Below are 12,221 nucleotides of genomic sequence, written 5' to 3' on the forward strand. Positions count from 1 at the left end.
TGGCATCGCCGGTCAATACCGCGCGCCATCATGACGCCTATCCCCTGGGTATCGAAACCGAAGCCAGGGAGACAATCCATGAAAGACCCATCGATTCTCGTCATCGGTGCAACCGGCAAGACAGGCCGCCGCGTCGCCGGCCGCCTTGAGGCACGAGGCATTTCTGTTCGCCACGGCTCACGCGGCTCCGCAACCCCCTTCGACTGGGAAGCGCCCGAGACCTGGGGGCCGGCCCTGCGCGGGGCGCGAGCGGCCTATGTCACCTATTTCCCCGACCTCGCCTTCCCCGGCGCCGTGGAGAAACTCGAATCTCTTTGCGAGACGGCCCGCGACGTGGACGTCGAACGTCTCGTGCTGCTCTCCGGCCGCGGCGAGCATCATGCGAAACTGGGCGAAGACGTGGTGCGCCATTCCGGGGTCGGTTTCACCATCGTCCGGGCTGCCTGGTTCGCACAGAACTTCTCCGAAGGCTACCTGCGCGATCCGGTTCTGGCCGGCGTCCTTCCGATGCCGGGTGGCGATGTCGCCGAGCCCATCATCGACATCGACGACATCGCCGACGTCGCCGTCGCAGCGCTGACCGAAGAAGGCCACGAGGGCGAACTCTACGAGGTGACCGGCCCACGCCTGATGTCCTTCGCGGACATGGCAGCGGAACTCTCGCTGGCCACCGGACGCGCGATCCGCCATGTCCCGATCAGCTTCGAGGCGTTTCATGCGACCATCGCGCAGGCTGGCGGCACCTTCGTCGCCGACGTCTTCACCGCCATCGCGCGCGAAACCCTGGACGGGCGCAATGCCTGCACCACGGACGGTGTGACGCGGGCGCTTGGCCGCGCCCCCCGCGACTTCGCGGACTTCGCCCGGGCCGCCGCCCGGAACGGCGCCTGGACAAGCGCCGCCTGACGCCACACCATGAAAGGAGAAAACGACATGCGCCCCACCCTGTTCGAGAAGAGCGCGCTCGGCCTCTCCGGCCTCACCGCGCTCACCATCGGCGCCTTCATCCTGCTGGCACCGCACACCTTCTACGCGGGCTACGGCATCGCGCTCGGCGACGATGCCAGCCTGCTGAGCGAATTGCGTGCACCCGGCGCCGGTCTCGCCGCCTTCGGCGTTCTGATGCTGCTCGGCATCCGGCGGCACTCTGTCCTGCCCATCGCCATGATGGTGGCCCTGACGGTCTTCATCGCCTTTCCGGCCGGGCGGCTGATCGGGCTTGCAGTGGACGGAATGCCGTCCGGCAGCGTCATCGGCGCGCTCGTCGCGGAACTGATCATTGCCGCGCTCTGCCTGGCAGCCTTCCGGCGGCGCCTTTGGGAGCCGGCAGCCGGCCTCTCGCCGCCACAGCCCGCCCGCTGATCTTGACGCGGCGGCGTGGCGCTTGACGACCCGCCGCCGCCCCAAACCAAGGAACCTTCCCCATGTCCCCCACTCTCTTCTATCTCGCCCATTTCGCCGTTCCTGCCTATGCGCTGGTGGGCGGCGTCTTTCTCGCCTTCTCGGATTTCATCATGCGTGCCCTGTCCGTGACCAGCGGCCAGGGTGGCGCGGAGGCGATGCAGGCCATCAACCGGGAGGTGTTCCGGTGGGTCTTCATGGTCCTCTTCCTCGGTCTCGTACCCGCATCCCTGCTGATCGCGGCCCATGGCGCACTGATCATCGGGAACGGCCCCGGAACCATGATGGCGCTGGCGGGCCTGACCTATTTCGCTGGATGCTTCGGGGTCACGGTGTTCTTCAACGTGCCGATGAACGAAACCCTGGCCGGCATGGAGGCCTCCGCGGATGCGACGCTGGACTACTGGTCGCGCAGCTATCTGCCGCGCTGGACCTTCTGGAATACGGTCCGCGCCGCTGCATGCGCACTGTCTTCAGGCCTGCTGCTATTCTCGCTCGCCTGGGCGGCACAGTCTCAGGGACAGGCGGCCTGAAGTGCCAAGCCGCGCAGGCTTTCAACCGCTTGCGGGAACGCTGCGGCACCTCCGATGCGCCGGCTTGTTCGCTTTCGCCCCGCAAGGTGCCTGGAAGCAATCGGCAATCAGGAAAGAAAAAGAAGACCGCCGCAGCGCACCACGCCCGCATTTGACGCATCTTCCGTGTATTCAGGTGATGCAGGAAGGCGATCGGTTTCCCTTCCTGGCGATGCGAGCGGATCGGGACACAGGGTTGTCCGGTCGGACCTTGCCAGAATTCTCGAACAAGCGGGCGATCTTGCAGATCCCGACCATGCCGTGGCGATCACGGCAAGGATGATTTCAACGTCCATTCGTATTTGACAGCCATGAAACCGGAGAATTGCTTGCCGGTCGCATGCGCCATTTTCCGGCATGCAGCACAAGGACCCGGTTCTGGCGGAAAGCATGTCGATCGAAGGTTCCAGGAAGTCCCTGTGAGAAAGGATGGTGAAATGTCGTGCTGAGCAAGTTCTTCGAAGTCGATCACGTGGAATACGAATTGGTAATCGATAGCGCCGGCGCGGTGGCGTTCGCGCCCGTCCAAGACTATCCCCGCCACGAATATGACCTGTTTCCCGAAAACCGGACGGACGAACTGGACCGGGGCATCAATGCGCTGAAGGTTTTCAGGACGGTGGCCGACATGGTCGTCGACCATGTGTTCGAGAACAAGCCGCACACGATATATTTCCGGGCGGCAACGCACCGGAAGGTTCGTATTTTCCGTCGGATGGTCAAACGCCTCGAAAAAAAGCTGAAGAAATATTACTACTTTCTCGAATACCCCGAAGGTACTTTCCGTTTCTACAAGCTGACGGAGTGATCACTGGCGCCGGATGGCCTTACACGTCCGAGTTTGACGCATCCAACATTCATCTTTGCGTCACAGGAGGAACGAACCGCAATTCCTTGACTGTCCCCGGCCGGCGGCGAAGAAAACAGAAGGGATGAATCCGCTCATGACACTGAAGGAACTGGTTGCCAATCGAATGGAGGTCCTCGGTCTTTCGGATCGGGATTTCACCAGACTGCTCGGCATCCGAAACCCCAACAAGGCCCGGGCTTTCATCGAACGGGCGCAAGCGGACGACATGAAAGGCATGGTCCATATGCGTCATCAGATTGCGAACGCGTTGCAGGTTCCCGTCTTTGAGGTTGAGAATGCGATCCAGGCCAGCAAGCAGGCCGACTTTCAGCGCCATGACGCGGAATACCGGGCCATATTCAAGCCCCACGCGATGCTGACGACCACTTGCAGCGTTCCGCAGCCGATCCATGCGGCCCTTCTGACCGGTGCTCCGGAAAAGCTGAGAATCGAAATTCCTGCGGACCTTCCGAAAGTTCGATGGCCGCAATTCGTGGCGGATCAATTGCCGGACGGCCTGCCCGGATTTGGATGGGTCACGGGTTTTGCAATAAACTACTCACCGGATCATGCGGTCTACTTCGATCGCGAAGCAAACCCGTATCAAGTCCGCAATGCCGCGTATCGGAGGGGGCATGGTGGCATGTACGGCATTTCGCCTGCACTTTTCGGAGGACACAGATGACAGCAACGACCATCATTCCAGACATCCACGCCGATCCGGCCCGGCTTGACGCCAGCCTGGCGGCAGCAGAAGGCAAACGGATCGCCTTTCTCGGCGACCTGATCGATGCGGGAAGCAAGGTTGGCCAACCGGACGATGGCTATGTCCTCGAAAAGGCGCGAGATCTCGTCGAATCCGGCCGGGCGCTGGCGATCATGGGAAACCATGAGCTGAATGCAATCCTGTTTCATACCTTCAATACGAAGGGAGAGCCGCTGAGGAAGCATAGCCAAGAGCATATTGCTCAACACAAGAGCTTCATTGACCGGTTCGGCTCCACATCAGAAGTCAAGGCCTGGACCGACTGGTTCCTGACGCTGCCGCTATGGCTTGAAGTGGACGGCCTGCGGCTGGTTCATGCTTGCTGGGACCAGGACGCGATCGACACGATCGCGAAAAGGCGGCCGGACGGGCGGTTGACCGCAGACGATCTGGAGGAAGTCGCAGACAAAGAAAAACCGACGGCCTTCGCCGCAGCCGTCGAGATGCTGACTTCCGGACCGGAAGTGCCTCTGCCCAAAGGGCATTCCTTCCACGATTCGAAAGGCAAGAACCGGGAAAAGGTCCGCATCGCATGGTGGCGCGCGGCGACAGGCACCTGGCGAGAGGTGGCACTGTCGGTTCCCGATCTCGAAGAACTGCCGGATGAGCCGATCGCGGGAACAGAAAGCCTGTCCATCTATCCCGAAAGCTCTCCCCCGGTCCTCTTTGGTCATTACAAGATATGGGACACGCCCCGCATCGATCACAGCCATGCGAGTTGTCTGGATTTTCCCGATGCCCCTTGCGTCTACCATTGGTCCGGCGGGAAGATGCTGGATTCAAAAGGCCTTGAGGTTCTTTCGACGTAAAGTGACCGCCGGACAGGTATTCCCGGAGCGGGCCCGGTATATCGTGATCATGGTGCGGGAGACATAATCCGTTGGCTCCATACCAGGCGGCGCCTTTGGCGGCTCCGCGTCTCAGACACTCTGCTCAACCGCCTCCGGGACGCGAGTATCTGTCATTCGGATGATTCCGGATCAAGGAGCCGGCAATCAGGTGCCGGTTCCCCTGTGTCCCAAAGCAGCGTCATGCCGCCGAAGTGCCCCTTTCCGCGAAAAGCATGGATCCTGATCGTTCCCTTCTTTGCCGTGGTGATCTTGAAGTCATGGCTGATCATCCAGTCTGAATCGTCCATCTGGTTGATCACATCGACAAGGACAGCCTCTCCCGGCTCGACATTCTCATATCCCTTTTCCACGCCCGAGAAGGTTACAACGTCGTCACCGGCCGTCTCGAAGCCGGAAGAACCGAACACCAGTCTGGCGATCGTTTCCTCCCCGAGATTTACGAAATAAACCAGGACATCGAGATCATCGCCCCCCCTGGAGGAAAGCACATAGCGCGGGGTCCGGGTCTCCTTCGTGTAGGTGGACGGTGGCAGATCGGCAAATCTGGCATGCGGCGGAACCCATTCATACGCGTAATCCTTGATCCGTGCGACGTAGGTCATCCTATCCTCCTGTCGTTTGGCCAGCAGACGATCCGATCTCGCCGAGCGCCAGTTCCAACCTTCCGTGGTCGATCCAGAACACGCCCACGCCACGAATCCGGTGGTCCGGCAACGTCTGCCCTGCAATGTCGAGATAGGTCGAAAGCTGCGGCCAGTAGGGGCCGAGCCCATCGCCATCCCCGCCGGACTTGTGATCGATCAGCAGATACCCTTCCGGACTCTTGGCGAGCAGATCGATGCTGCCGGGGATTTCAGCACCGTCTTCCGAATGGCCGAGAACCGGGATTTCGCATTGCAGTTCGGTGCAGGATCGCGCTTCCAGCCAGGACCTAAGCGCGTCGGCGCGGTCCCTGATCCGCGAAAGCGTTTCGCCGTCGAGGCCTGTTGCCGCCGGCAGGGCGTCAGCCAGTTCCGGGCGGGTCAGAAAGGTCTGCAGGGCCATGTGCAGGGCCGTTCCACGGGTCGTGTCGCTCGCCATGGCCGGCCAGGCGGGGCCCAGCGTGAAGGATTGCGTTTGCGGGACCGGGCCCGCCCCGGTCTGCTCCGAAGGCACCAGCCGCCATGGGGTCAGCGGCGTTTCCGGCAGGGGTCCGGCCTTGCCGAAGCGAATCCGTCTGGCGGCGTCACCCTGCGCACAGGTGCTGAAGCCGGCAATGTCGGGCAGTTCAACGATCCTGGCCGGACATTCTACGCCGCCAATCTTCAGTTTCTTCCTTGCAAAGGCTGGTGCGCATGTGTCCTCGAACACATGGAACAGGCAGGTGGCATCGGGCGCATCCCCGGGGCGTTCCTTCAGAAAGTCCGGCCATTCCAGAACAAGCCGGTCGCGGGCGCGCGTCAGGGCGACATAGAGCAGGTTTTTCGCGTTGACCTCGAAATCGGGCCGGCGATCCTCGATGAAGCGCGCCTGTGCCTCGGGTGCAACCAGGCAGGGTGTATGGACAAGTTCGGCGGAGGCAAGAACATCGCGCATGTCGTCGATCCGGTCCAGACGCGCGAACCGCGCCGACGTGGTGCCCGGCCGTTCGAGGATCCCGTTGTCGAATTCGGCTACGACCGTGATCGGCCATTCGCGCCCTTTCGATCCGTGCCATGTGACGATCTCGACCGCCTCCGCGCTTCGTGCGGAGGGGTCCGGGCGCCGGTCGAAGTCGCGCTCCCCGCCGCGCGCGGCAAGCCAGCCAAGGAAGACCTTTGCCGTTTCGCCATGGAACCCCGAAGCGGCCTTCAGGTCCCGGTGCGCCGCCTCAAATTCGAGGGCTTCGGCCTCCAGGCGAAGCAGGTCCGCGCGCGCCTGGCCGGCATCCGGCTGCCGCTCCGCCCAGATGCGGATACCGGCCGCATCCAGGACCATGTCGAGCGCAACCGATATTGGCAGGTAAGCGAGCCGATCCGAAAGTCCTGCCAGCCGCTCAAGTACCGGATCCCCGGCCAGTTCGCCGTCGAGTTCAGCCGTCAGCGCGCCTTGCAGATCGCGGGGCTCCGGTCCGAGCGTGCGCAGCAGCAGCCCGGCCAGGACATCGGCCGGATTGGCTGTGCAAGCGAGCGCTGCGCAGGCCGCCTGCACGGCCGGGCTTCCATACCAACCGTCTTCGGCAATGCGCACCGGCACGCCCCTGTCCCGCAATTCGTCGGCATAGCGCGTGGCCGTCGCATGCCGGCAGACAAGCAGCGCGATATCGGATGGCCGGGCGCACCGGGTCTTGCCCGTATGGCGGTCGGTGACCCTGTCCTTGCCGTTGAGAATGCGGGCGATATACTCGGCGACATGTTCCTGCGGCTTCGAGAATTTCTGGACGCTGCGGGACTTCGCGACGCGCACAATGTCCAGTGCCGGCCCCTCGACGGAATCGCGGGTGGGTGCGAGCGGGTTGTAGCCGGCGCCGAACAACCCCTGCCCCACCGCATTGACGAAGGCCATGACGGCCGGGGTTGAACGCCAGTTCCTGTCCAGAGGTTTCGTGGCATCCGGATTGGACGCGGCCAGGGCCACGGACAGGCGCGGATCGGCGCCCTGGAAACCCATGATCGATTGCTTGACGTCCCCGACGAGGAGCGTGCGCGGCGCCTGTGCGCCAAGTTGCCAAAGCAGGGCAAACTGGACCGGATTGGTGTCCTGGAATTCATCGATGATCACGCAATCGATCTCGCCCAGGATCGCTCCAAGGACGGAGGGGTCTTGCCGCAGCAACCGTTCGGCATTGGTGATCATGTCGGCGAAGTCGATCAGGCCGAGGGACGTTTTTCGCGCTTCGTAGGCTTCCATTACCTCCTGCGCGCAGGCGATCAGGCATCGCAGATGCAGTTTCGCATCCTCCAGGGGGCCGGGGTGGCCCGGCAGCGCGCTTGCAGCCGCCATGATCGCCTCTGCCATTTCATCATAGCCTTCGGGCGTCTTCGAACGGCTGTTGGAAACAAACAGGCAACGCAGGGCCTGCCAGGCGCTCCAATCCCTTGCCAGGATCGCCGGATCCCTGGCGATCTTCTGGAAGAGCGCGAGGTCCGCCTCCAGTTTTGCGCGCGGCGTTTTCGCGGTGATCTCGCCCATCCCGCCGTTCGGGAATGCTTCAAGCATGCTGACGACAGCCGCCTGCAGTGTGGTGCGGGCCGTCTCCGGGTCGGCAAGACTCGGTCCATAAACCGCGTCGAGACGAGCCAGCGCAGGCTCGATCAGTCCTGCATCGCGGCCCTTGTCGCCAAGCGTTCGCAGCAGATCGACCATGGACAGCACGCGGTTGCGCAGACCTTCCTCGATGGTTTCGCCATTGTGCCAGTTGGGCTGGTAACCGAAACGCTCCGGCTCGGCCTTGACCGGGTCCAGCGCCGTGGCATGGACAAGGGCCTGGCGGATCAGCAGGTCGCGCTCGGCATCGCCGATATGGCGTGGGGCGGGCGATGTTCCTGCTGCGAACGCGTGTTCGGTCAACAGGCGCAAACCCAGTCCGTGGATCGTCGAGACATAGGCGGTTTCGACGGCCAGGGCTTCCTCCACAAGACCGTCGGCCAGAAGGCCCGCGCGGATCCGTTCGCGCAATTCGCTGGCGGCAGCCTCGGTAAAGGTGACGGCCAGGATCCTGTCCGGACGGACAACGCCGCGCCTGACCCAGTCGGCGAGCTGCGTCTTGATCCGGTAGGTCTTGCCGGCACCGGCACCGGCCGGAACGATGGTGAGTGCGCGGGTCACGCTCATTGCCCCTCCACCGGTTTCATGAAGGCGCGCACGAGCGGCGACCCATCGGTCAGGGCATAGGGCGTGAACCCGCCCTCGCGCTTGAAGAAGGCTTCGTCGGCCGTGGTGTTCAGCGGCAGCCGGCCGGCTTTCAGGTCCGCCAGCCGTGTCTTCAGATGCGCGACGGCTTCGCGGTCGATCGCCTTTCCCATGTCACGGGCCGGCGAGCCATTGGTCACTTCCAGACCGGAGGTCAGAAGCCCTCCATCATTCATCAGGTGATAGGCAATCGCCACCTGGCGCCCGATGAGCCTGTCGAGGCCGTCGCCATCGCGGCGGATCGGCCGGGCAAGCATGCTGCGGTAAAGCCCGGCCTGCAGATCCCATTCCGCCTCCATCCTTTTTCGACGGTTGGCGGTGCCGCTCTTCTTGTGGTCGACGATCAGCACCATCCTGTCCGGCAGTTCGAGAACGGTGTCGGCCTTGCCACGCAAGCGGATGCCATGCGCCTTTCCGGCAAGCCACATCTCGTTGCCGATGATCCTGGCATCCAGTGCCAGAAGCTGTTCATGCCATCGCCCGGCAGCTTGCAGGATCTCGCGTTCGAGCCCGTTGCGCTCCATTTCCCATGCCGCGCTGCGCAGAAAGATGGCATGGCGGCCGAGCGCTCGATCACAGGCTTCATGGACAGTCCGGCTCAGTGCCGAACGGTCGGGCAAGGCCTCCCCGGCCTTGAACACGTGTTCGAAGACATCATGGGCGATCGTGCCCTTCGTGAGGATATCCAGCCCCTCCGGCGACCATGTCATGTCCGTGGCGCCGATCTCGTCCAGGAACCAGGCCAGCGGACTGACCAGCAGCGTTTCCAGGCGGCTCGGCGATTGCGGCCTGGCTTTGCCGTCGTCATCGCGGCGAAGTGCCAGGAGTTCGTGATCCGGAAAGGCCAGGAAGTCCGGTACAGCAGGCGGCTGCGACGGCGGTGCAAGGCGATGATGGGCGACCGGCCAGTCCCCTGGCGCGACATGGGTCAGGTCCGTGACGAGGTCCGCCGGGTCGTCGATGTCACCGATCGCCCTTGCCACGAGCGAAAGTCCTGCGGATGGCGCAAGCCTTGTGCCGGCGAAATCGCGCCAGGGCACGAGAAACGTGATGCTTTCGCTGACCGCCCGGATTTGCGCGTCAAGCAGCGCGAGACTGTGACGCAGGGCGTCCGCACGCCCGCGCAGGTCCAGGCCGGTCGCTTCGCGGATCGCCGCCAGTTCGCTGTCGAGAAACAGCGGATTGGCCTGGGGCCGCGCCGGATACAGGCCCTCAGTGAAGTCGGTGACGATCAGGTGCCTGCAGGTCCGCCAGGGGCTTTCATGCGCCGTCCATAGACTGACCCCTTCGAGGTTGCGCACGGCATCACCGCAGGATGGCGGCAACAGCTGGAGATTGCGCAGCAGCGTTTCCCAATCGACAGTGCCCTCGTCGAGCGGGATTGGCAGGCGGGCGCGGACCGCGTCACCATCGCGGAGCCTTGGGCAAATGCGATCCATGTAGAAACGGAATTGTTGAAGGCTCGATGCGGATGCGCGCACATCCTCCCACAAGGCCAGGTGTTCGGCGTCTGCGCCCAGACCGCCCACCCGGAAATCGCCCGCCATCACGGATTCGGCCAGATCGCGGCCCGCTTCCGATGTCCAGGGCATGAGGGGCGACAGGGCAAGGCCCGCCAGGACCATGGCCGGTGTCGGGGACCGCTTGGCCAGCGCGAGGAGAAGTGCCGTCTCGCCGATCAGGTCGCGTTGCGGGGGCCGGTCCGGCAAGCCGGAAAGCGGGATGCCCTGGGCCGCGCAGGCATGCGCGAGATGAGGCGAGTGACCGGCCGCCATGATGGCGATTTCGCGTGGTTGCACGCCATTCTCGATCAGGGCCCGTGCCCGCGCTGCCGCAAATTCAGCGCATGCGGCACCATCGCGCAGACCGAAGAAGGCCAGGCTGTCGTCCAGCGGCCCGGTTTCCAGCGCCTTGTTGCGCAAGCCGTCCTGCAAGGCATGCAGCCGGCTGCCGGCCGTTGCGGCTTTATTCTGAACCGGTGCCGCTTGCGCACCGAACTCGGTCTTGAGCCGTTCATGGAGCGCCTGCATCGCCGGGGGCGCCAGGGGATCGACCGATCCCGCGACCACCGGGAGAGGATCGAGGAACCGGCCCTGCGGCAGTTCCAGGACATGGCGCGCCGCTGCCAGACCGGGCGGCAAGGCATCACCCATTGCGCGCCATAGCCGGATAAGCGCGGACAGGTGCCGCCTGGCCCGCGAATCCGGCAGTGAATCGATCGTTGGCGGTCGCAAGTCCGGCGTTGCGGCGACCAGTGCTTCGAGACCGGCAGTCACGACAGCGATCGTTTCCAGCGGCGCGTTCGCAAAACTCCCTGCCCAGATCGGATCGGGCGAGGCCGCGATGACCGGCCCCGGTTCCCATGCTGGCGCGATGGGCGCGAGCGAAAGCTCGGCGAGGCGTTTCTCCGACAGTCGATAGTGCAGGCGGTACCTAGAATCCGCGACGAGGAAGGGATAAAACATCGGTCGTCCTGCCTATCGGTTTCCGGTTCGACAATCAGCGCAGGCATAGACGCCGGCCGGATGAGCACGATGCCGTTCCGCAAGACACTTCACGGCTTTGGCCGTTGCGGATTTTCCGCGGGCTTGAGCACCTCCACCCGGTCGCCCCAGCGATAAAGGTACCAGTCCATTTCCTGGCGGCCGCCGGCATGAAAGCGCACGATCAGGGAGCCATCCTCAAGCCGTTCGGCTTCCTGCTTCGGATGGAACTGGAAGGTCGCCGCCTCATCGGCCACGTCGGGCAGGAAACGCCATTCGACATCGAACGGCTCTTCCCGCCAGACGCCGAAGCTGCCGGCCAGCCATTCCTGAAGATCGAAATCTGCCGGCCGTTCAAACCCTTCGTTCTGCAACACGATCCGCTCGAAGCCGATCAGCGCGAAGAGGCGCAAGTCGTCCTGGTATTCGCTCCATGCAAGCAGGTATTGACGCCCGTCGCCGAGCAGCAGCGCGATGGGACCAAGGCGGGCATTGCGCGACAGCTTTCCCGAGGAGCGCGCGCGATGATCCGCCGAGATCATCACGCCGGCCAGGATTGCGTGGCGAAGCGTCGACAGGATTTCCGGCGCTATCCGCTCGTGCGGTCCCGGCCGGAAGGCGACGCCATCGCCCAGCAATTGCGCTTCGAGATCGACCTCGATCTGGCGGCGGCGATCCGCCCGGAACATGCCTTTCACCTTTGCCGCAAGGCCTTCGAGGGCATCTGCGGTGTGTTCGTCGCCCTCCCGCCGGGCAATCTCCGCGGCGCGATGCGCAGCGGTCAACTCATCGAGCGTCGGCTCGGCCATCCGGCCAAGCGTGCCGACCGGGAAGCGCCAGCGCTTGTGGCCGCGCTCCTCCACCAGTTCCTCCAGTTGCGGATAGACGTTCTGGATGGCATCGCGCATCCGTTCGGCCGTTCGGCGCGCCACGCCGAACCGGTCCATGATGTCGGCAAGGGAAACGCCGTCGGCTGTGCCCTGCATCAGCAGGGCAAGCCTCAGGAGATCCTCATGTCGCCCGTAACGTGACAAGCCACGCTCCCCTTTCACCTCTGCCCGGCAAAGAATTCCAAGCATTGCGCAATCCGTCAATTCGTAAAACCAATACTGCGCAACGGGCCGTGCTTCATTTCCGCCTCGCGGTTCAGTTCTTCCAATATTCGCGCAGGCGATTTCTCGCCCAAGACACCGCTTCTACGGGCCACATTCGCGAAGTCGCCCGGTGTCAGCCGCTCAAGCCTGTCCGTAGTCAGGGATTTTGGGACCACTGGCGCCGTGAGTTAACGGAGGCTCTGGTCCATCAGGGTTTTCATTCTAGGCGGCCGCTTCTCGGTGAAGCAAGCGGCGTTGTCTGATGGTTTCGCGTTTGATCCTTTCCCTTTCGATCATGATGAGGTTGCCACGCCCGAAGTAGACGTCGGCAGGG

The 12,221-nt window shown here is 63.5% G+C and carries 10 protein-coding genes; 6 read left to right on the forward strand and 4 right to left on the reverse strand.

Features of this window, described 5'->3' with window-relative positions:
- Nucleotides 1-78 precede the first annotated feature (78 nt).
- The 6 genes from R3D65_RS19040 to R3D65_RS19065 all read left to right on the forward strand — a co-directional run bounded on the left by R3D65_RS19040 (nucleotide 79) and on the right by R3D65_RS19065 (nucleotide 4,398).
- Nucleotides 79-906 carry an NmrA family transcriptional regulator gene (locus R3D65_RS19040; RefSeq protein WP_371276919.1) on the forward strand — a complete coding sequence of 276 codons (828 nt, stop codon included), beginning with the start codon at nucleotides 79-81 and terminating at the stop codon, nucleotides 904-906.
- A gap of 27 nt (nucleotides 907-933) precedes the next feature.
- A complete protein-coding gene (locus R3D65_RS19045) occupies nucleotides 934-1,362 on the forward strand; it encodes a DUF4345 domain-containing protein (RefSeq protein ID WP_371276920.1) in 429 nt (142 codons plus the stop codon).
- Nucleotides 1,363-1,424: 62 nt separating this feature from the next.
- Nucleotides 1,425-1,934 carry a DUF1772 domain-containing protein gene (locus R3D65_RS19050; RefSeq protein WP_371276921.1) on the forward strand — a complete coding sequence of 170 codons (510 nt, stop codon included), beginning with the start codon at nucleotides 1,425-1,427 and terminating at the stop codon, nucleotides 1,932-1,934.
- A gap of 481 nt (nucleotides 1,935-2,415) precedes the next feature.
- On the forward strand, nucleotides 2,416-2,781 hold the full coding sequence (locus R3D65_RS19055; protein WP_371276922.1) for a hypothetical protein: 366 nt from the start codon (nucleotides 2,416-2,418) through the stop codon (nucleotides 2,779-2,781).
- Between the two features lie 136 nt (nucleotides 2,782-2,917).
- Nucleotides 2,918-3,508, forward strand: a complete 591-nt coding sequence (locus tag R3D65_RS19060; protein WP_371276923.1) for a hypothetical protein — start codon at nucleotides 2,918-2,920, stop codon at nucleotides 3,506-3,508.
- Nucleotides 3,505-4,398, forward strand: coding sequence for a metallophosphoesterase (locus R3D65_RS19065; RefSeq protein WP_371276925.1), 894 nt, complete (start codon nucleotides 3,505-3,507; stop codon nucleotides 4,396-4,398). The genes R3D65_RS19060 and R3D65_RS19065 overlap by 4 nt, the downstream gene beginning before the upstream one ends.
- Before the next feature lie 152 nt (nucleotides 4,399-4,550).
- Here the strand turns inward: R3D65_RS19065 and R3D65_RS19070 are convergent, their stop codons facing one another.
- From R3D65_RS19070 to R3D65_RS19085, 4 genes are all read right to left on the reverse strand, one after another.
- The gene (locus tag R3D65_RS19070; RefSeq protein WP_371276926.1) at nucleotides 4,551-5,042 is read right to left on the reverse strand and encodes a hypothetical protein; all 492 of its coding nucleotides are present in this window, start codon (nucleotides 5,040-5,042) and stop codon (nucleotides 4,551-4,553) included.
- A gap of 1 nt (nucleotide 5,043) precedes the next feature.
- Nucleotides 5,044-8,232 (reverse strand): UvrD-helicase domain-containing protein, encoded by a 3,189-nt coding sequence (locus R3D65_RS19075; protein WP_371276928.1) that lies wholly within the window; start codon nucleotides 8,230-8,232, stop codon nucleotides 5,044-5,046.
- Complete coding sequence (locus R3D65_RS19080; protein WP_371276929.1) at nucleotides 8,229-10,775, reverse strand: PD-(D/E)XK nuclease family protein; 2,547 nt, start codon at nucleotides 10,773-10,775, stop codon at nucleotides 8,229-8,231. Before R3D65_RS19080 ends, R3D65_RS19075 begins: the two co-directional genes overlap by 4 nt.
- 89 nt (nucleotides 10,776-10,864) lie before the next feature.
- Nucleotides 10,865-11,827 carry a helix-turn-helix transcriptional regulator gene (locus R3D65_RS19085; protein ID WP_371276930.1) on the reverse strand — a complete coding sequence of 321 codons (963 nt, stop codon included), beginning with the start codon at nucleotides 11,825-11,827 and terminating at the stop codon, nucleotides 10,865-10,867.
- Nucleotides 11,828-12,221 lie beyond the last annotated feature (394 nt).

The sequence above is a fragment of the Zhengella sp. genome, assembly GCF_041397485.1.
GTDB lineage: Bacteria > Pseudomonadota > Alphaproteobacteria > Rhizobiales > Rhizobiaceae > Zhengella.

What these genes read in the sequence shown, in the direction of transcription:
- R3D65_RS19040 (WP_371276919.1), top strand. Translation starts at nt 79, where the DNA reads ATGAAAGACCCATCGATTCTCGTCATCGGTGCAACCGGCAAGACAGGC.
- R3D65_RS19045 (WP_371276920.1), top strand. Translation starts at nt 934, where the DNA reads ATGCGCCCCACCCTGTTCGAGAAGAGCGCGCTCGGCCTCTCCGGCCTC.
- R3D65_RS19050 (WP_371276921.1), top strand. Translation starts at nt 1,425, where the DNA reads ATGTCCCCCACTCTCTTCTATCTCGCCCATTTCGCCGTTCCTGCCTAT.
- R3D65_RS19060 (WP_371276923.1), top strand. Translation starts at nt 2,918, where the DNA reads ATGACACTGAAGGAACTGGTTGCCAATCGAATGGAGGTCCTCGGTCTT.
- R3D65_RS19065 (WP_371276925.1), top strand. Translation starts at nt 3,505, where the DNA reads ATGACAGCAACGACCATCATTCCAGACATCCACGCCGATCCGGCCCGG.
- R3D65_RS19070 (WP_371276926.1), bottom strand. Translation starts at nt 5,042, where the DNA reads ATGACCTACGTCGCACGGATCAAGGATTACGCGTATGAATGGGTTCCG.
- R3D65_RS19075 (WP_371276928.1), bottom strand. Translation starts at nt 8,232, where the DNA reads ATGAGCGTGACCCGCGCACTCACCATCGTTCCGGCCGGTGCCGGTGCC.
- R3D65_RS19080 (WP_371276929.1), bottom strand. Translation starts at nt 10,775, where the DNA reads ATGTTTTATCCCTTCCTCGTCGCGGATTCTAGGTACCGCCTGCACTAT.